We start from the raw sequence: 18,592 nt of genomic DNA on the forward strand, positions 1-18,592 counted from the left end.
GCATGCTTAAACGCTGTATTTTCGTGGTCAGCATTCTGGTCGCCAGTCCTTTGGCCCAAGCGCATATCTTCCAGCGCGAATTGGGTGACTTCGACCTGAAGTTAGGTACAACCCCCAGCCGTACCATGGCCCAGGGCCTGGTCAAGCCGACCACCCCTGGCAGCGACTCGTTCCATGGTGGCCTGGACCTTACCCACGACAGCGGCCTGTATTTCGGCCAGTTTTCCCCAAACATGGGCCTGTCGTCGGCCAATAACCTTGAAGTCGACTCCTACATGGGCTTCAAGCGTCCGTTCGACCAGACCCTGGGCTACGAAGTCGGCTTGATCCATTACAGCTACCCCAAGGTCAGCCCCCTCGACAGCCAGGAGTTCTACGGCGGGCTGAACCTGTTGGGCAACCGCTTTGGCGTGTCTTTCAGCAACGACCCCGACCGCCAGGACAGCACCCTGTTTGCCGATCTGGGCGGCACCCAGCCTTTTGGCATCGGCGTCAGCATGAAGTACACCACCCATCAACTGGGCACGCCGGTCTCGGTAGAGAACGGCGCCATCAGCAGTTTCAGCGATTGGTCGGTGCAATTTTCCCGGGCCTGGAAAGGCATTGACCTGGATCTCATCTACAGCGGCTCCAGCCTCAGCGGCAGTGACTGCTCGGCCTACTCCGGACACAATTCGCAATGTGATGGGCTGTTGACCTTGAAGGCTGCACGGTCGTTTTATTGATGGGCTGAACTGTCGCGCCCCGCGCAGGTTCACATGCATTAACGCCCTCCATGCAAGGACCTGCCCATGTTGCGCCGGCTTAAATTCCTGGTGGTACTGCTGACCCTGAGCCTGGTGCTCGCCGGCTGCAATCGCGTAGGCCTGGCCTACCGAAACCTCGACGTGATCATCCCCTGGACCCTCAACGATTACCTGGACATGAATGCCGGGCAGAAGAGCTGGTTCAACGACACCCTCAAGGAACACCTGGCCTGGCACTGCACCACGCAATTGCCTGGCTACCTGGACTGGCTCGACCGCCTGCAGCAGATGGTCGACAGTAACCAGGTCACCGACGCCGCATTGCAAACCCGTACTGTCGAAGCCAAAAAGGCAATTGCCGAGATCGCGCGGGAAATCACGCCCTCAGCCGTGCAATTGCTGCAAGGCCTGGACGATCAGCAGGTCAAGGACATGAGCGATGCCCTGGCCAAGGACCTGCGCAAACGCCAGGACGAATACCTCAAACCGCCGCTGGACCAGCAAATCAAGGAACGCGCCGAACGCATGAGCAAGCGCCTGGACGCCTGGATCGGCCCGTTGAGCCCAGGCCAGCAAAACCGCGTGACGGCCTGGTCTGCCGAGTTGGGCACACAAAACCAGGCATGGATCGGCAACCGCGCCCATTGGCAGGCGCAATTTATCGAGGCACTGCAACAACGCCACAGTGCCGATTTCCCGCAGAAAATCCAGCAACTGCTGGTGGATCGCGAAAGCCTGTGGACCGCGCAATACCGCACCGCCTACGCCCAGACCGAAGCCGCCGCGCGCAGCTTGCTCGTCGACGTGATGGCCCAAAGCTCTCCAGCGCAGCGCCTGAAACTCACCCAGAAAATCGACAAGGTCCGCAGCGACTTCCAGGCACTCAAATGCCTGAAAAGCGCACAGTCTTGATGCGAGCCTCCCGTCAGAACCACAGGCGCACGCCAACCACCCAGCGCAGTTGGTGAACGTCCTCATCGTCGTCCCGTGCATATTGCGCGGTCTGGCCATAAGCCCGGTTCCAGCTGACCCCAACGTAGGGCGCAAACTCGCGGCGAATTTCGTAGCGCAAGCGCAGGCCCAGTTCACTTTCTGACAAGCCCGAACCGACACCCCGTTGCGGATCGTTCTGCGCATAGAAATTGAGTTCTGCGGTAGGCTGCAGGATCAGGCGATTGGTGAGCAGAATGTCGTAGTCACCTTCCAAGCGTGCGGCGGTATGCCCCGATTCGCCGACAAACAACGTGGCTTCGGCTTCGAAGTTGTAGAGCGCCATGCCTTGTAGGCCAAAGGCTGCCCAGGTCTGGCTGTCACCGGGTTTGAAGTCCTGGCGCACGCCGCCGACCACGTCCCACCACGGGCCGATAGCGTGCCCCCATAACGCTTGGGCTTCGGCGCTTTCAGTGCGGCCAGCGCTGCGTTCGCCTTCACTGCGTAGCCACAGCCGGTCGATGTCACCGCCGACCCAACCCTTGATGTCCCAACTCTGCGCGTTGCCGTCGCCGCCCTGCCATTCCAACTGGTTGATCAGCAGCATCGAGTTCACGCCGCTGTCGTGCACCTGATGCCCTCCCGGCGCGTTGTAGACCGCTGCACGGTCTGCGTCGGTCAGCGCCGGAATCGGCGTACGGCTTTGCGTCAGCGCTGGCGTCGCCGGGCTCATGCCCTGAAATTCCTCCTCGACCGCCAACGCCCATGGGGCGAACCCCAGCGCGGCGAAGGCGATGCAAACGGGTAGAACGCAACGGTTCATGCTCGCTTCCTTATTCATGCACGCGCACCTCACGGAACATGCCCATTTCCATGTGGTACAGCAGGTGGCAGTGATAGGCCCAGCGCCCCAGGGCATCGGCGGTGACGCGATAACTGCGACGGGAGCCGGGAGGCATGTCGATGGTGTGTTTGCGCACCTGGAACTGGCCGTTTTCGTCCTCCAGGTCGCTCCATAAGCCATGCAGGTGAATCGGGTGGGCCATCATGGTGTCGTTGACCAACACCACCCGCACGCGCTCGCCATAGGTCAGTTGCAGAGGCTCGGCATCGGAAAACTTCACGCCATTGAACGACCAGGCGAACTTCTCCATATGCCCGGTGAGGTGCAATTCGACGGTGCGCGAGGGGTCGCGGCCATCGGGGTCTTCGAAGGTACTGCGCAGGTCGGCATAGGTGAGCACGCGGCGGCCGTTGTTGCGCAGGCCGATTCCAGGGTCGTCCAGCTTGGGCACCGGGTTCATCGCTTGCATGTCCACCAGCGGGTTGTTCTGCTCGCTGGCGGGGTGTTTCTGCATCGCCATGCCCATCGCACTGTGATCCATGCCTTCCATGCCTTCCATGCCTTCCATGCCTTCCATGCCTGGCATATCGGCCATCGCGCCGTGGTCCATGCCGCCCATGCCCATATCGTCCATGGTCAGCCACGGGCGCGGATCAAGCGGCGGTACCAAGGCCGTCGCTCCCACCTGCCGGGCGAGGGTGCCACGGGCAAACCCTGTGCGGTCCATGGACTGGGCAAACAGGGTGTAGGCCTCTGCCACGGGCTCGACCAGCACATCGTAGGTTTCCGCCACGGCGATACGGAATTCATCGACGCTCACCGGCTTCACCGGCTGCCCATCCGCGGCGATCACGGTCATCTTCAGCCCGGGAATACGCACATCGAAATAGGTCATCGCCGAGCCATTGATAAAGCGCAGGCGAATCTTTTCCCCCGGCTTGAACACCCCGGTCCAGTTCCGCCCTGGCGGCTGGCCGTTGAGCAAGTAGGTGTAGGTCTCGCCGCTGACGTCCGCAAGGTCGGTGGGGTTCATCTTCATTTGTGCCCACATCAGCCGGTCGGCAGCGGTCGCCGACCAGCCCTGCTCACCCACATCCCGGATAAAATCGCCCAGGGTGGGTTTGTGCAGGTTGTAGTAATCGGACTGCTTCTTGAGGGTCTTCATCAGGGCGACGGGATCTTCATCGGTCCAGTCCGACAGCATCACCACGTAATCGCGCTGGTAGCTATAAGGCTCGGGCTCCTTGGGGTCGATGACCAGCGGGCCGTACACGCCCTGCTGCTCCTGAAGCCCGGAATGGCTGTGGTACCAGTAGGTGCCGTGCTGCTTGACCTTGAACTGGTAGACATAAAGACCGCCCGGCTCGATGCCCTTGAAGCTCAGGCCGGGCACGCCGTCCATGGTCGATGGCAGCAGGATGCCGTGCCAGTGGATCGAGGTGGGCTCCCCGAGGCGGTTTTTCACGCGCAGGGTCACGGTGTCGCCTTCGCGCCAGCGCAACAGCGGGCCGGGCAGGCTGCCATTGACGGTCAACGCGGTGCGCGGTTGGCCTGTCAGGTTGACGGGGGTCTGGTCAATAAACAGGTCAAATTCGCTACCGGCGAGTACCGTGGGCTGGCCGGGGCTGGTCAGCGCCCACACCGGCGGGCGCCAAAGCCCGAGCCCGCCCAGCAGGCCGCCTGCGGCCAGGCCTTTGACGAATGTGCGTCTGGAGGTTGTGGAGTGCATGCCGATTCAAGTCCGTGAGTTGAATGGCAGCAGATTAGAAGTCGCCGGCTGTCAGCAACCTTAGCGGCAGATTACCGATTCGACAGGTTCACCCGGCACCCTCGGGGGCGCCGGGGCATAAGAGGATCAGGCGATCTGGGCTTTGGAGGCCACCTCAGCGAACGTTGCCGGATCAAGCGCGTCAGCCTGCTCATCCAACACCTGGCGCGGATGATCATTGCCCGGAATCGAGCTGTCGATCAGCGCCAGCAGTTGCGCACCCAGGCCCGTGAGGATGAAGTTCTCGCCATTGCCGCCCTCTTCCTCCGGCCGCGACTCGATAAAGCCACGCTTGAATAGCAGCGCCTCGTAATCGGCAGCGGTCTTCTTCAGCGCATCCAGGTTGCCAGTGTCCTCGCCGGCCGTCGCCTTCTCGGCAGCCTCCTGCTCGGCGTATTTGCGCGGGGCAAAGCTGCCCTCGCCGTTCTGCACTTCATGCAGCAGACGTTCGATCAGATCCCAATTGTAAGCCTTCATCCTGATTCCTCCTGCAGGCCGATGGAGTTAGCCCGTCTAAGGGAGTGACACGTCCTGGCACTGGCCGTTCAACCGAACGGACGGGCGTCATTTCTCTGAACTTTCCAGAGGTTCGCCACCTCAACTGCACATCACTGCCAAGGAAGTCCGACCATGAAAACCTTGCTGAAGCTGACCCTCGCCGCCACGCTGTTAAGCGCCCTGCCCGCCTGGGCCTGCACCCCCGAGGAGGCCACCGCCAAGCGCGAAGAACTGGCCAAGGAAGTGACCAAGCTCACAGAGCAGGACCCGACCAAGGCCAAGGAGATGAATGACCAGCTGCAGAAGATGGACCTGGATACCGAAAGCGCCGAGTTTCCCGACAAGTGCCAGTTGATCGATGCGCGGCTCAAGGAGCTCAGAGAAGCTGCGGGGAAGCGTTGAGCACAGCGGGACGCTGATGGCGAAAAAAAACCGGACATCGTCCGGTTTTTTTAGGCCCGCCTGCTTATTCGGCAGCCGGTGCTTCTGGCTTGCGGCGCTTGAGCGGCGCCATGCCGTCCTTGCTGACGAGCGACAGGTTGTCGGTCTTCGGCCGGTTGGCGATCTTGCGCTTGGTCGGCGACTTGGCGCCGGTTTTCTTCTTGTCGCCCTTGGCGTCGGTCTTTTTCTTCTTCACGCCAACGGCCTTGCCCGATGCCTTGACCTTCTTCGGCCCGGTGTACGTGCCTTTGACTTCCTTGATGGTGCGGCGCTCGAACGACTGCTTCAGGTAGCGTTCGATGCTCGACATCAGGTTCCAGTCGCCGTGGCAGATCAGCGAGATGGCCAGGCCATCGTTGCCGGCCCGGCCAGTACGGCCGATGCGGTGCACGTATTCGTCGCCGCTGCGTGGCATGTCGAAGTTGATCACCAGGTCCAGGCCGTCCACGTCGAGGCCGCGTGCGGCAACGTCGGTGGCCACCAGGATCTTCACGCCGCCCGCCTTGAGACGGTCGATGGCCAGCTTGCGGTCCTTCTGGTCTTTCTCGCCGTGCAGCACGAACGCCTTGTATTCCTGCGCAACCAGGCGCCCGTAGATACGGTCGGCGGCGGCACGGGTGTTGGTGAACACGATGGCCTTCTGGTAGGTCTCGTTGGCCAGCAACCAGTTCAGGATCTGTTCTTTGTGCACGTTATGGTCAGCGGTGACGATCTGCTGACGCGTGGTGGCGTTCAGGTCGCTGACGTTGTTGACCTGCAAGTGCTCAGGGTTGTTCAGCACCTTGGCGACCATGTCGCGCAGGGTCGAACCACCGGTGGTGGCGGAGAACAGCATGGTCTGCTGGCGGTTGACGCACTCGCCGACCAGACGTTGCACATCATCGGCAAAGCCCATGTCGAGCATGCGGTCGGCTTCGTCGAGCACCAGCACTTCGACTTCCTTGAGGTCAAGGTTGCCAGCGTTGAGCTGCTCGATCATGCGCCCTGGGGTGCCGATCAGAATATCCGGCACCTTGCGCAGCATCGCGGCCTGGACCTTGAAGTCTTCGCCACCGGTAATGATGCCGGACTTGATGAAGGTGAACTGCGAGAAACGCTCGACTTCCTTCAGGGTCTGCTGGGCCAGCTCGCGGGTCGGCAGCAGGATCAGGGTCTTGATGCTGACGCGCACCTTGGCTGGGCCGATCAGGCGGTTGAGCACCGGCAGGACGAAAGCGGCGGTCTTGCCGCTGCCGGTTTGCGCCGTCACCCGCAGGTCACGCCCTTGCAGCGCGAGCGGGATGGCCGCTGCTTGCACAGGCGTAGGCTCGACAAATTTAAGCTCGGCCACGGCTTTGAGCAGGCGTTCGTGCAGGGCGAATTGGGAAAACACGGGTGCTACCTCGAAGAAATACAAAATATCAGCTGCATAGGTTACCGGTTTCGCGCGCCCAAACCGAGTTTCTTTACGCGAACGGGGCTAATCAGCTGCTTTTTTGTCAGCGATTTTGTCCAGAGCGTCAACTTTGTTGCACTTAAATGCTCTAATCGCCCCGTGTTGTCTTAAAGAAGAATCGGTTCACTCATGGATATCAAACAGCTCTGGCTCAACGTCAAAGACCTTTGGGGCACCCTCGATGAACACCCGGTCCTGCATTCCAGCCTTGGTTTGCTGGTGTTGCTGGTGGTGGCATTGGTGGTGGGACGGGTCGCCCGTTACCTCATCCTGCACGCGGTCAAATTGCTCGGCCGGCAACCGGCGCTGCACTGGCTGAACGACCTGCGGCACAACAAAGTCTTCCATCGCCTGGCGCAAATGACGCCGTCGCTGGTGGTCCAGTTCGGCCTGTACCTGGTACCGGACCTGAGCAAGACCGCCATCCTGTTCATCGGCAACGTGGCCCTGGCGATCAGCATTCTGTTCATGGTGCTGGCCATGAGCGCCCTGCTCAACGCGCTGCTGGATATCTACGCACGCACCGAACACGCACGCACCCGCTCGATCAAGGGCTATGTGCAATTGGCGAAAATGGTGCTGTTCGTGTTTGGCGCGATCATCATCGTCGCCACCCTGATCGACCGCTCGCCGCTGTTGCTGCTGTCGGGCCTGGGTGCGATGTCGGCGGTGATTCTGTTGGTGTACAAGGACACCCTGCTGTCGTTCGTCGCCAGCGTGCAATTGACCAGCAACGACATGCTTCGCGTGGGTGACTGGATCGAAATGCCCCAGGTCGGAGCCGATGGCGATGTGGTGGATATCACCCTGCACACGGTGAAGGTGCAGAACTTCGACAAGACCATCGTCTCCATCCCCACCTGGCGCTTGATGTCCGAGTCGTTCAAAAACTGGCGTGGCATGCAGGCCTCCGGTGGGCGCCGTATCAAGCGCAGCCTGTACATCGACGCCAGCGGCGTGCGCTTCCTGAACGATGAGGAAGAAGTGCGCATGACCCAGGTGCACCTGCTCAGCGGCTACATCAGCCGCAAACAGGCCGAACTCAAGGCCTGGAACGAGGCCCAGGGCCACAGCGCGCAACTGTCGGCCAACCGTCGGCGCATGACCAACCTCGGCACCTTCCGCGCCTACGCCCTGGCGTACCTGCAAAGTCACCCGGACATTCAGCCGAACATGACCTGCATGGTGCGCCAGATGCAAACCACCGCCCAGGGCGTGCCGCTGGAGATCTACTGCTTTACCCGCACCACGGCGTGGGGCGATTACGAGCGGATTCAGGGCGATATCTTCGATTACCTATTGGCCGTGTTGCCGGAGTTCGGGCTGAGCCTGTATCAGCAGCCGAGCGGCAATGACCTGCGCGCCGGCGTGCTGCCGGCGTTGGCTGGGGCCATGCCGGTGCCCGTCGCCGAAACGGCATGAGGTGATGCGAACGGGATTACGGCAGTGATGCCGTAATCTCCTTGCGGCACACTTCAAGCACTTCATCGGCCAGGGCGGAATCATCCGGGCACGCCCGCGACAGCATGATTGCGCCGATGGCATGGGCCATGCTGTCGAGCATTTTCGCGCGCACGCCTTCTTGTGGCGTTTCATGAGCCGCGTTGTACTTTGCTTCCAAGGCTTGCAGGGTGTTTTCCAAGCCGTTGGCAAAGGTCGCCTTCAGCGTGTCCGATTGACGGGCAGCATCGGCACACAACGCCGCCAAGGTGCATCCGCCGCCGCGATGATCGCGGTGCTGACGGGACAGGTAAACCTCGAAAAACTGCTCCACCTCCATCTCTGCGCTGTCGGCCAATGACTGCGCCAGGCTGTTGGCGGCGGCTTCCGCCATCAGGTCCGCCTTGGAACCGAAGTGCTTGTAAAAGCCGCCCTGGGTAAACCCGGCCGCGGCCATCAGCTCGGCCACGCCCACCCCATCAAAACCCCGCTCGCGGAACAGCTCGGAAGCTGTCGCGACGATATGGGCTCGATTGTTCTGTGACTGCGCCTTGGTGATCTTCATGTCAGTGGTCCTGCCAGCGTGCGAGATAGGCATATTACTATGATGTCGATCATAATCAAAACCGTTGACAGCTTTGATTATGATCGACATCATAAAACCTCCTCGCACTCACAGAGCATCACACCATGAGCACTTCCAACACTGTTCTGATCACTGGCGCTTCGACCGGCATTGGCGCCGCCTATGCCGAACGCTTTGCAGCACGCGGCCACGACCTCGTACTGGTCGCCCGTGACGTCACGCGCCTGGAAGCGCTCGCCGCCCGACTGCGTGAACAGCATGCCGTCAGCATTGATATCCTCCCGGCCGACCTGACCCAGAGCGCGGACCTGGCAGTGGTTGAAGCCCGCCTGCGTGATGACGCCAGCATTGGCACCCTGATCAACAATGCCGGCGCCGCACAGTCCGGCGGTTTTATCGAACAATCCACCGACAGCGTCGCGCAGTTGGTCGCCCTCAACACCACCGCGCTGGTACGCCTGGCCAGTGCCATCACCCCGCGCCTGGCGGCAGCGGGCAACGGCGCTATCATCAACATTGGCTCAGTAGTGGGCCTGGCCCCGGAATTCGGCATGACGGTCTACGGCGCGACCAAGGCGTTCGTGCTGTTCCTGTCCCAGGGCATGAGCCTGGAACTGGCGCCCAAAGGCGTGTACGTGCAAGCCGTGCTGCCCGCCGCCACGCGTACCGAGATCTGGGAACGTGCGGGCATCGATATCAACACCCTCACGGACGTGATGGAAGTAGGTGATCTGGTGGACGCAGCGCTGGTGGGGTTTGATCGCCGCGAGCCGGTGACCATTCCGCCGTTGCAGGACGGTGCCCGCTGGGATGCGTTGCAAGCTGCGCGACAAGGCCTGCTGGCGCAGATCAAGCAGTCCCAGGTTGCCGAGCGTTACCTGGCCAACGCCTGATCAACCGGTAGCAGGCGTGCTCCGCGCCTGCCCTTCTCAGCCAAGCAACGAGCGTTGAACCATGAAGGCATTTTCCATCGAACGGTACGGCAAACAGCCCGGCCGCCTCATTGAGGCCCCCGCGCCTATCGTGGGTGAGCACGACGTGCTGGTTCAGGTGCGGGCCAGCAGCGTCAATGTGCTGGATGCAAAGATCGCCAAGGGCGAATTCAAACTGATCCTGCCGTATGCGTTGCCGTTGACACTGGGCAATGACCTGGCTGGCATGGTGCTCAGCGTCGGCGCGGCGGTACAACGCTTCAAGCCGGGGGACGAAGTCTACGCCCGCCCGCCCCAGCAGCGTATCGGCACCTTCGCCGAGTTGATTGCCGTGCGCGAAGACGCACTGGCGCGCAAACCCGACAACATCACCATGGAGCAAGCCGCGTCCTTGCCCCTGGTCGCGCTGACGGCGTGGCAGGTGCTGGTGGAAACCGCGAAGCTGAAGAAAGGCCAGAAGGTGTTCATTCATGCCGGCTCAGGCGGGGTGGGCAGTGTCGCCATCCAACTGGCCAAGCATTTGGGCGCTTTTGTCGCGACCACCACCAGCACCGCCAATGTGGAGTGGGTCAAGGCGTTGGGCGCGGATGTGGTGATCGACTACAAACAGCAAGCCTTCGAGGCCGTGTTGCGAGATTACGATGTGGTGCTGAACAGCCTTGGCGCGGATGCGCTGGCCAAGTCACTGAAGATTCTCAAGCCCGGCGGTCAGCTCATCTCCATCTCCGGGCCGCCGACGCCCGCCTTCGCCCGTACCCAGAACCTGCCATGGGTATTAGGCCTGGTCATGGGTGTGTTGAGCAGCGGTATCCGCAGGAAAGCACGCAAGCAAGGCGTGAGCTATGACTTTGTCTTCATGCGTGCCAGTGGCGCACAACTGGATGAAATCACCGCGCTGGTCGAGTCCGGGATTATCCGGCCAGTCATCGACCGAACCTTCCCGTTAGAATCCACAGCCGCGGCCCTGGACTATGTGGAACAAGGCCGCGCCAAAGGCAAGGTGGTGATCACAATGGCGACGGCAGCGCCCGACGCACACCCAGCCGGCTGATCCACACCGCCCCCAGAATCACCAGACCGCCCAGGGCCAAGCGGCCCAGCGGTTCGTGCTGGTTCCAGATCAGCAGGTTCAGCAGCAACCCCACCGGCACATGCAGGTTGTTCATCACCGCCAGGGTGCCGCCATTGACCAGGCAGGCGCCCTTGTTCCACCAGTACATGCCCAGCGCGGTGCTGACCAACCCGAGGAACACCAGCACACCCCATTGCAGCGGCGCTTGCGGCAGGAAGTCAGCCTTGCCGAACAGCAGGAACGCCGGCAACACCACCAACAAAGCGCCCAGGTAGAAATAACCGAAACGCCGAAAGTGCGGCTGGTCACTGGGATAACGCGCCACCAGGTGCTTGTACATGACTTGCCCGGCGGCGTAGGTGAAGTTGGCCAATTGCAGCAGCAAGAACCCCATCAGGAAGTGCGGGGTGATCTGATCGAAACGAATCACCGCCGCACCACCCACCGCCACCAGGGCCGCGACCAGCGCCCAGGGATTGAAGCGGCGATTAAGCGCGTCCTCGATCAGCGTCACATGCAGCGGTGTGAGGATGGTGAACAGCAGCACTTCCGGCACCGTCAGCACGCGAAAGCTCAGGTACAGGCAGACGTAGGTCACGCCGAACTGCAATGCACCGATCACCAACATGCCGCGCATGAACGCGGGCTCCACCGAGCGCCAGCGTGTCAGCGGAATAAAGATCAGCCCGGCCAGCACCACACGCACCAGCACGGCAAAGTAGCTGTCGACGTGACCGGCGAGGTATTCGCCGATCAAGCTGAAGGAAAATGCCTGAATCAGGGTGACAACCAGTAGATAGCCCATGCGCGCCTCGTTTCGAATGGGCGCGACATTAAAGCTTTTTGGGGTTTGAAGAAACTCGGCACAAAAAAACCCGACCTCGCTAAAGCGGCAGTCGGGCAGGAGCACTCAGGAGCAAAAAGTGCAAAGGGAGGTTCGATACGCGTACTTGAAGGGTTTGCGTGGGGCTATATAAGCAGCACGGGATTATCTGACGATTAACGCCTCAGGCCACCTGGGCCAGCAGTGCCTTGGCGTGGTTGACACCCTTCTCCTGGAAGTCGCCGCCCAGGTTGACGCCTTCGGCGTGAATGAAGGTGACGTCATGAATGCCGATAAATGCCATGACCTGGCGCAGGTACGGTTCCTGGTGATCCGAAGTGGCGCCGGTGTGGATACCACCGCGCGCGGTGAGCACGATGGCGCGCTTGCCGGTCAACAAACCCTGGGGCCCGGTGGCGGTGTACTTGAAGGTCACACCGGCCCGCAATACATGATCCAGCCAGGCTTTGAGGGTGCTGGGGATGGCGAAGTTGTACATCGGCGCGGCCATCACCAACACGTCGGCGGCCAGCAGTTCGTCAGTCAACTCGTTGGAGCGGTCCAGGGACACCTGTTCGTCGTCGTTACGCTGCTCCGCCGGCTTCGTCCAGCCACCCAGCAGGTTGGCATCCAGGTGGGGTACCGGATTGAGCGCGACGTCACGCACGGTGATGCTGTCTGCCGGATGGGCGACTTGCCATTGGCTGATGAACTGTTGGGTGAGCTGGCGGGAAATCGAATCCTGCTGGCGCGCACTGCTTTCGATGATCAGGACATTGGACATGGCTTCGTAGGCTCCATCGGTAATTGCTGTAAGTCGATGGAGAGAAGGTTAACCAGGGCCCATTCGATAAAAAAGCGCAAAAAACTGCTACAACCCATCTAGAAATTTGTTTATATGCGGAGTATTCCTGTGGGCATGCTCCGCTGCTGCTTTATTTTGGCGCGCAGTCCAGGGCAATACGCATCTTGATGATGGAGCGGTTGAACTTGGCCGTGGTGTTGGTGCTTTTGCCGGCTGGCACGGTCACGGTGCGGCGGCGTGGCGATTCCGGGCCGTTGGTGAAGATTACCGAACACACAGCATCCCGGGTGCCGTAGTTGCTTAGCTGGATGGAACTGATGTCTGCGTCCACATCGGACGCGGTGTAATCAATGCTGACGCCATCGATCTTTTTCGTCACGTCGATAGGATAGGCAAACGCGCTCATCGGCAGCAGCGCCAGCAACACACAACACAATTTTCTCATTCGGCAGTCTCCAATAAGGACCGCCAGCTTAGGACAAGAGGAGCTCATCTTGAAAGCGCCCCGCGTTACCCTCGATCAATGGCGCACCTTGCAAGCCGTGGTCGACCATGGCGGCTTTGCCCAAGCCGCCGAAGCGCTGCACCGTTCGCAATCTTCGGTGAGCTACACCGTGGCGCGCATGCAGGACCAACTTGGCGTCCCGCTGCTGCGCATTGACGGGCGCAAAGCGGTGCTGACCGAGGCCGGTGAAGTGCTGCTGCGTCGCTCCCGCCAGTTGGTGAAAAACGCCAGCCAGTTGGAAGACCTCGCCCACCATATGGAACAGGGCTGGGAAGCCGAAGTGCGCCTGGTGGTGGATGCCGCCTACCCCAGCGCACGTCTGGTTCGCGCGTTAACCGCCTTTATGCCGCAAAGCCGGGGCTGCCGGGTGCGCCTGCGCGAAGAAGTGCTGTCTGGCGTCGAAGAGTTGCTGCTCGACGGCATGGCGGACCTGGCCATTTGCGGGTTTATCATCCCCGGCTACCTGGGCACGGAAATGAGCGATGTGGAGTTTGTCGCCGTGGCCCACCCCGATCACTCGCTGCATCGCCTCAACCGTGAGCTGAGTTTTCACGACCTTGAAAGCCAGATGCAGGTGGTGATCCGCGACTCCGGCCGCCAGCAACCACGCGACGTCGGCTGGCTCGGCGCCGAACAGCGCTGGACCGTTGGCAGCCTCGCGACCGCCGCCACCTTCGTCGGCAGCGGCCTGGGCTTTGCCTGGCTGCCCCGGCACATGATCGAGCGCGAACTCAAGGAAGGCGTGCTCAAGCAGTTGCCCCTGGAAAAAGGCGGCAGTCGCAACCCGACCTTTTACCTGTACTCCAACAAAGACAAACCCCTGGGGCCCGCCACGCAGATCCTCGTGGAATTGCTGCGCACCTTTGACACCGCCCCCTTGGACGCGCCCTTTGCCGCCCCTCAACAAGCCTGAAACGGAGTTCACCCATGGCCTGGTTCGACCATGAAGGCTGCAGCCTGCATTACGAAGAATATGGTCATGGCAACCCGCTGATCCTGATCCACGGCCTGGGCTCCAGCAGCCAGGATTGGGAACTGCAAGTACCGGTACTCGCCCGGCACTACCGCCTGATCGTGGTTGACGTGCGCGGCCATGGTCGCTCGGACAAACCCCGGGAGCGCTACAGCATCAAGGGGTTTACCTTCGACCTGATCGCGCTGATCGAACACCTCGACCTGCCAGCGGCCCACGTGGTGGGTTTATCCATGGGCGGCATGATCGCCTTCCAACTGGCGGTGGATGAACCCCTGCGGGTCAAGAGCCTGTGCATCGTCAACAGCGCGCCTGAGGTCAAGGTGCGCAGTGCCGATGACTATTGGCAGTGGGCCAAACGCTGGACCCTGGCCCGCGTGCTCAGCCTGGGCACCATCGGCAAGGCCTTGGGCGATCGGCTGTTCCCCAAACCTGAGCAGGCCGACCTGCGCCGCAAGATGGCCGAGCGCTGGGCAAGAAACGACAAACGTGCTTATCTCGCCAGCTTCGACGCCATTGTGGGCTGGGGCGTGCAGGAACAACTGTCGAGAATTGCCTGTCCAACCCTGGTCATCAGCGCCGACCATGACTACACCCCCGTGGCGCAGAAAGAAATCTATGTAAAACTGCTGCCCGATGCGCGACTGGTGGTCATCGAAGATTCCCGCCATGCCACGCCCTTGGATCAACCCGAGGTCTTTAACGCGACCTTGCTCGATTTTCTAAAGACCGTCGAAACCACTACCAGGATCACTGACCCATGCTGAAAAAAATCGCCTTCTTTGCCGGTTCCGCCTTGTTCGCTGCCAACCTGATGGCGGCTGAGCCGGCCAAGGCGCCACACGTGTTGCTCGACACCACCAACGGCCAAATTGAAATCGAACTCGACCCGGTCAAGGCGCCGATCAGCACCAAGAACTTCCTGGCCTATGTCGACAAAGGCTTCTACACCAACACGATCTTTCACCGCGTGATCCCGGGCTTCATGGTCCAGGGCGGCGGGTTCACCCAGCAAATGTCGCAAAAGCCGACCGAAGCCCCGATCAAGAACGAAGCCAGCAATGGCCTGCATAACGTGCGTGGCACGTTGTCGATGGCTCGCACCAATGACCCGAACTCGGCCACCAGTCAATTCTTCATCAACGTGGCTGACAATGCCTTCCTCGACCCGGGCCGCGATGCCGGTTATGCCGTGTTCGCCAAAGTGGTCAAGGGCATGGACGTGGTCGACATCATCGTCAACTCCCAGACCACCACCAAGCAAGGCATGCAGAACGTGCCTATCGATCCTGTGATCATCAAGTCGGCCAAGCGCATCGACTGAGGTCTGCAGGCAGCTTTGCGCGGTGCCCACACGGCACCGTGCACCTTTGAAAGGAGAGCCCGCCCCGCGGGCGTCAAACCTAATGCTCTATCGTCGTTTTGAACAACTGATCGATATTTTCCGCGACGCCCCCAGCGCGGCCCCTCCCGAAAAAGTCCTGCCCTTCTATCTCTATTACCTGCGCCAGGTGTGGCCATGCTTTGCCGCGCTGCTGGTAGTGGGACTGGTCGGCGCCCTGATCGAAGTCGCGCTGTTCAGCTATTTGAGCCGCATCATCGACCTGGCCCAGGGCACACCGCCGGCGAACTTCTTCCAGATCCACAGCGCCGAGCTGATCTGGATGGCCGTGGTCGCCCTGTTGTTGCGCCCGCTCTTCAACGGCCTGCATGACTTGCTGGTGCACCAGACCATCAACCCTGGGATGACCAGCCTGATTCGCTGGCAGAACCACAGCTACGTGCTCAAGCAGAGCCTGAATTTCTTCCAGAACGATTTCGCCGGGCGCATCGCCCAGCGGATCATGCAAACCGGCAACTCCTTGCGTGATTCGGCAGTGGCGACGGCAGAAGCCATCTGGCACGTGTCGATCTACGCCATCAGTGCCCTGGTGTTGTTTGCCGAGGCCGACTGGCGGCTGATGATCCCGCTGATCACCTGGATCGTTTGCTACAGCCTGGCCCTGCGTTACTTCGTACCTCGCGTGAAAGAACGCTCGGTGGTCTCCTCGGAGGCGCGCTCCAAGTTAATGGGCCGAATTGTCGACGGCTATACCAACATCACCACCTTGAAGCTGTTCGCCCATACGCAGAATGAACAGGAATACGCCAAGCAAGCGATCATCGAGCAGACCGAAAAAACCCAACTAGCCGCCCGCGTACTCACCAGCATGGACACCGTGATCTGTATTTTGAACGGCCTGCTGATCGTCACCACCACTGGCCTGGCCTTGTGGCTGTGGACGCAGTCGCTGATTTCCGTGGGCGCAATTGCCCTGGCCACCGGCTTGGTGATCCGCATCGTCAACATGTCCGGCTGGATCATGTGGGTGGTCAACGGCATCTTCGAAAACATCGGCATCGTGCAGGACGGCCTGAAGACCATCGCCCAGCCACTGGCCGTGGTCGATCGTGAAAACGCGCCGCGCCTGACCGTGCCCCACGGCCAGGTGCGCTTTGAGCAGGTGGACTTCCACTACGGCAAGAAGAGCGGAATCATTGGCGGCCTGAACCTTGAGATCAAGGCCGGGGAAAAGATCGGTTTGATCGGCCCATCCGGCGCAGGCAAATCGACGCTGGTCAACCTGCTGCTGCGCCTTTACGACCTGCAGGGCGGGCGCATCCTCATCGACGGCCAGGACATCGCCGAAGTGGCCCAGGAAAGCCTGCGCGCACAGATCGGCATGATCACCCAAGACACCTCGTTGCTGCACCGCTCGATCCGCGACAACCTGTTGTATGGCAAGCCCGACGCGACTGATGAGGAACTGTGGGCGGCGGTGCACAAGGCCCGCGCCGATGAGTTCATCCCGCTGCTGTCGGACTCCGAGGGCCGCACCGGGCTGGATGCCCATGTGGGTGAACGCGGGGTAAAACTCTCCGGCGGGCAACGCCAGCGTATCGCTATCGCCCGCGTGCTGCTCAAGGACGCGCCGATCCTGATCATGGACGAAGCCACCTCTGCGCTGGACTCGGAAGTGGAAGCGGCGATCCAGGAGAGCCTGGAAACCCTGATGCAGGGCAAGACGGTAATTGCGATTGCGCACCGGTTGTCGACCATCGCACGCATGGACCGCCTGGTGGTGCTGGAAAAAGGCCAGATCGCCGAAAGCGGCAGCCATTCGGAGTTGCTGGCATACGGCGGGCTTTATTCGCGATTATGGCAGCATCAGACCGGAGGGTTTGTCGGTATAGACTGATTTTGCTGGGTAAAGCCCTGCTCAATTCCGAACAATTCTGACAGCTTTCTCTATCTGACTGGTCTTGCGGCACAATCCTGCTGTACTGCAATCAGGCCCCAGGAGGGCCCTGATTTAAGGCGGCAGGGAAGCCACACAGACCGTTAATCAGATAGAGCAATCTAAGGAAGTGTTCATGTCACTGTTCAAACGTTCCGTAACGGAAGGACTGGGTACGTTTTGGCTGGTGTTGGGCGGCTGCGGGAGTGCGGTGTTGGCCGCAGCGTTCCCCAATGTAGGCATCGGCCTGCTCGGTGTGTCACTGGCTTTCGGGCTCACGGTACTGACCATGGCGTTTGCCATCGGGCATATCAGCGGCTGCCACCTTAACCCGGCCGTCTCGGTGGGGCTGGTGGTCGGCGGCAGATTCCCGGCCAGGGAGTTGCCGGCCTACGTCGTGTCGCAAGTGATCGGTGGCGCCATCGCCGCCGCACTGCTGTACTTCATCGCCAGCGGCAAGCCTGGGTTCGAACTGGCCTCCGGGCTGGCAAGCAATGGTTACGGCGAGCATTCACCCGGTGGTTATTCCATGGCGGCAGGCTTTGTCTGTGAGCTGGTAATGACGGCGATGTTCGTGCTGATCATCCTTGGCGCCACCGACCGTCGAGCCCCGGCAGGCTTCGCGCCCATCGCCATTGGCCTGGGATTGACGCTGATCCACCTGATCTCCATCCCGGTGACCAACACCTCGGTCAACCCGGCCCGCAGCACGGGGCCTGCGTTGATTGTCGGCGGCTGGGCGCTGCAGCAGTTGTGGCTGTTCTGGCTCGCGCCGATCCTCGGCGCGGTGATCGGCGGCATCACCTACCGATGGTTAGGTGCAGAGAAAACAGCTTGACCCAATCCCTGTAGGAGCGAGCTTGCTCGCGAAAAACGCCAACGATGACGCAGTGCTTACAGCTGTAAACCCGCGTCGCCTGTACGTTCTTCGCGAGCAAGCTCGCTCCTACAAGGTGTTTTACGGCTTGACCTCTATTGAATGCGCTTCAACCCTGGTGGGCTTGCATGTACTGACGCAACAATTGATTAATACGTGTCTGATATCCGGTGCCTTGACCTTTGAACCACTCCAGAACATCGGCATCCAGTCGAATGGTCACCGCCTGCTTAACCGGAACACGTAACTCGGCGCGTCGGAAAAATTCGGCGTCCAGCTCAGGAATATCGCTGGTGTCGATTTCTTTATCATTCATGTTGGCCAGGCGCTCCCAATCAGTTTTCGATGTTTGCGTCATAGTATTTGGCCTCCTTCTTGGTTGCTTTTCGCGCAGAGATGATACGGATCACATCACCACACCGCTCGGTATATACGACCACACCCATTAACAATTTGATCCAGCCAATACTGATCCAACGCTCTTCGCCATAATCTGCCCGATCATCGCGCAAGGCCAGCATTGGATGCCGAAAAATATCTGGGACGTCGTTAAAGTCGATGCCGTGTTTAGAAATATTGGCTTTGTTCTTAGATTCATCCCACTCAAAATGCATGGCACATTCTGTATGTACGTTTGTA

The 18,592-nt window shown here is 60.6% G+C and carries 21 protein-coding genes; 11 read left to right on the forward strand and 10 right to left on the reverse strand.

Annotation, left to right across the window (positions count from 1 at the left end; genetic code table 11):
* The first annotated feature begins 2 nt into the window (after positions 1–2).
* Together ACWHXD_RS22025 and ACWHXD_RS22030 are read left to right on the forward strand one after the other, a co-directional pair.
* The gene (locus tag ACWHXD_RS22025) at positions 3–725 is read left to right on the forward strand and encodes a TorF family putative porin (RefSeq protein ID WP_044275019.1); all 723 of its coding nucleotides are present in this window, start codon (positions 3–5) and stop codon (positions 723–725) included.
* 66 nt (positions 726–791) lie between these two features.
* Complete coding sequence (locus ACWHXD_RS22030) at positions 792–1,658, forward strand: DUF6279 family lipoprotein (protein WP_138762319.1); 867 nt, start codon at positions 792–794, stop codon at positions 1,656–1,658.
* A gap of 13 nt (positions 1,659–1,671) precedes the next feature.
* On the opposite strand, the gene ACWHXD_RS22035 is transcribed toward ACWHXD_RS22030, so the two are convergent.
* The 3 genes from ACWHXD_RS22035 to ACWHXD_RS22045 all read right to left on the reverse strand — a co-directional run bounded on the left by ACWHXD_RS22035 (position 1,672) and on the right by ACWHXD_RS22045 (position 4,765).
* On the reverse strand, positions 1,672–2,499 hold the full coding sequence (locus tag ACWHXD_RS22035; protein ID WP_138762320.1) for a copper resistance protein B: 828 nt from the start codon (positions 2,497–2,499) through the stop codon (positions 1,672–1,674).
* A gap of 10 nt (positions 2,500–2,509) precedes the next feature.
* Positions 2,510–4,249 carry a copper resistance system multicopper oxidase gene (locus ACWHXD_RS22040; protein WP_138762321.1) on the reverse strand — a complete coding sequence of 580 codons (1,740 nt, stop codon included), beginning with the start codon at positions 4,247–4,249 and terminating at the stop codon, positions 2,510–2,512.
* Positions 4,250–4,375: 126 nt separating this feature from the next.
* Complete coding sequence (locus tag ACWHXD_RS22045) at positions 4,376–4,765, reverse strand: hypothetical protein (protein ID WP_032895863.1); 390 nt, start codon at positions 4,763–4,765, stop codon at positions 4,376–4,378.
* Positions 4,766–4,918: 153 nt separating this feature from the next.
* On the opposite strand from ACWHXD_RS22045, the gene ACWHXD_RS22050 reads away from it, so the two are divergent.
* Positions 4,919–5,188, forward strand: coding sequence for a hypothetical protein (locus ACWHXD_RS22050; protein WP_138762322.1), 270 nt, complete (start codon positions 4,919–4,921; stop codon positions 5,186–5,188).
* A gap of 64 nt (positions 5,189–5,252) precedes the next feature.
* Here ACWHXD_RS22050 and ACWHXD_RS22055 read toward each other — a convergent pair whose 3' ends face one another.
* Complete coding sequence (locus ACWHXD_RS22055) at positions 5,253–6,599, reverse strand: DEAD/DEAH box helicase (protein WP_003193110.1); 1,347 nt, start codon at positions 6,597–6,599, stop codon at positions 5,253–5,255.
* A 192-nt stretch (positions 6,600–6,791) separates the two neighbouring features.
* Here ACWHXD_RS22055 and ACWHXD_RS22060 point away from each other — a divergent pair, with 192 nt between their 5' ends.
* Positions 6,792–8,084, forward strand: a complete 1,293-nt coding sequence (locus tag ACWHXD_RS22060) for a mechanosensitive ion channel family protein (RefSeq protein ID WP_138762323.1) — start codon at positions 6,792–6,794, stop codon at positions 8,082–8,084.
* 16 nt (positions 8,085–8,100) lie between these two features.
* Here ACWHXD_RS22060 and ACWHXD_RS22065 read toward each other — a convergent pair whose 3' ends face one another.
* Positions 8,101–8,667, reverse strand: coding sequence for a TetR/AcrR family transcriptional regulator (locus ACWHXD_RS22065; protein ID WP_056786582.1), 567 nt, complete (start codon positions 8,665–8,667; stop codon positions 8,101–8,103).
* A 125-nt stretch (positions 8,668–8,792) separates the two neighbouring features.
* Here ACWHXD_RS22065 and ACWHXD_RS22070 point away from each other — a divergent pair, with 125 nt between their 5' ends.
* Positions 8,793–9,581 carry an SDR family NAD(P)-dependent oxidoreductase gene (locus ACWHXD_RS22070; RefSeq protein ID WP_138762324.1) on the forward strand — a complete coding sequence of 263 codons (789 nt, stop codon included), beginning with the start codon at positions 8,793–8,795 and terminating at the stop codon, positions 9,579–9,581.
* A gap of 61 nt (positions 9,582–9,642) precedes the next feature.
* Positions 9,643–10,671 carry an NADP-dependent oxidoreductase gene (locus tag ACWHXD_RS22075; protein WP_138762325.1) on the forward strand — a complete coding sequence of 343 codons (1,029 nt, stop codon included), beginning with the start codon at positions 9,643–9,645 and terminating at the stop codon, positions 10,669–10,671.
* Here the strand turns inward: ACWHXD_RS22075 and ACWHXD_RS22080 are convergent.
* The 3 genes from ACWHXD_RS22080 to ACWHXD_RS22090 all read right to left on the reverse strand — a co-directional run bounded on the left by ACWHXD_RS22080 (position 10,628) and on the right by ACWHXD_RS22090 (position 12,765).
* Positions 10,628–11,497, reverse strand: a complete 870-nt coding sequence (locus ACWHXD_RS22080) for a carboxylate/amino acid/amine transporter (protein ID WP_138762326.1) — start codon at positions 11,495–11,497, stop codon at positions 10,628–10,630. The genes ACWHXD_RS22075 and ACWHXD_RS22080 overlap by 44 nt on opposite strands.
* Positions 11,498–11,699: 202 nt before the next feature.
* A complete protein-coding gene (locus tag ACWHXD_RS22085) occupies positions 11,700–12,299 on the reverse strand; it encodes an FMN-dependent NADH-azoreductase (RefSeq protein WP_138762327.1) in 600 nt (199 codons plus the stop codon).
* 151 nt (positions 12,300–12,450) lie between these two features.
* On the reverse strand, positions 12,451–12,765 hold the full coding sequence (locus ACWHXD_RS22090; protein WP_138762328.1) for a 3-phosphoglycerate kinase: 315 nt from the start codon (positions 12,763–12,765) through the stop codon (positions 12,451–12,453).
* 49 nt (positions 12,766–12,814) lie between these two features.
* Here ACWHXD_RS22090 and ACWHXD_RS22095 point away from each other — a divergent pair, with 49 nt between their 5' ends.
* The 5 genes from ACWHXD_RS22095 to aqpZ all read left to right on the forward strand — a co-directional run bounded on the left by ACWHXD_RS22095 (position 12,815) and on the right by aqpZ (position 17,914).
* Complete coding sequence (locus tag ACWHXD_RS22095) at positions 12,815–13,738, forward strand: PA3225 family LysR-type transcriptional regulator (protein WP_003193120.1); 924 nt, start codon at positions 12,815–12,817, stop codon at positions 13,736–13,738.
* Between the two features lie 14 nt (positions 13,739–13,752).
* The gene (locus ACWHXD_RS22100; protein WP_138762329.1) at positions 13,753–14,565 is read left to right on the forward strand and encodes an alpha/beta fold hydrolase; all 813 of its coding nucleotides are present in this window, start codon (positions 13,753–13,755) and stop codon (positions 14,563–14,565) included.
* Positions 14,559–15,122 (forward strand): peptidylprolyl isomerase A, encoded by a 564-nt coding sequence (locus tag ACWHXD_RS22105; protein WP_014719428.1) that lies wholly within the window; start codon positions 14,559–14,561, stop codon positions 15,120–15,122. The genes ACWHXD_RS22100 and ACWHXD_RS22105 overlap by 7 nt, the downstream gene beginning before the upstream one ends.
* Before the next feature lie 82 nt (positions 15,123–15,204).
* Positions 15,205–17,037, forward strand: coding sequence for an ABC transporter ATP-binding protein (locus ACWHXD_RS22110; protein WP_003193125.1), 1,833 nt, complete (start codon positions 15,205–15,207; stop codon positions 17,035–17,037).
* A 175-nt stretch (positions 17,038–17,212) separates the two neighbouring features.
* Complete coding sequence (aqpZ, locus tag ACWHXD_RS22115; protein WP_032895853.1) at positions 17,213–17,914, forward strand: aquaporin Z; 702 nt, start codon at positions 17,213–17,215, stop codon at positions 17,912–17,914.
* 148 nt (positions 17,915–18,062) lie between these two features.
* Here the strand turns inward: aqpZ and ACWHXD_RS22120 are convergent, their stop codons facing one another.
* Positions 18,063–18,311 (reverse strand): BrnA antitoxin family protein, encoded by a 249-nt coding sequence (locus tag ACWHXD_RS22120; protein ID WP_032895852.1) that lies wholly within the window; start codon positions 18,309–18,311, stop codon positions 18,063–18,065.
* Positions 18,289–18,567 carry a BrnT family toxin gene (locus tag ACWHXD_RS22125; RefSeq protein WP_003193132.1) on the reverse strand — a complete coding sequence of 93 codons (279 nt, stop codon included), beginning with the start codon at positions 18,565–18,567 and terminating at the stop codon, positions 18,289–18,291. The genes ACWHXD_RS22120 and ACWHXD_RS22125 overlap by 23 nt, the downstream gene beginning before the upstream one ends.
* Between the last annotated feature and the right edge of the window lie 25 nt (positions 18,568–18,592).

The organism is Pseudomonas fjordensis (assembly GCF_976987115.1).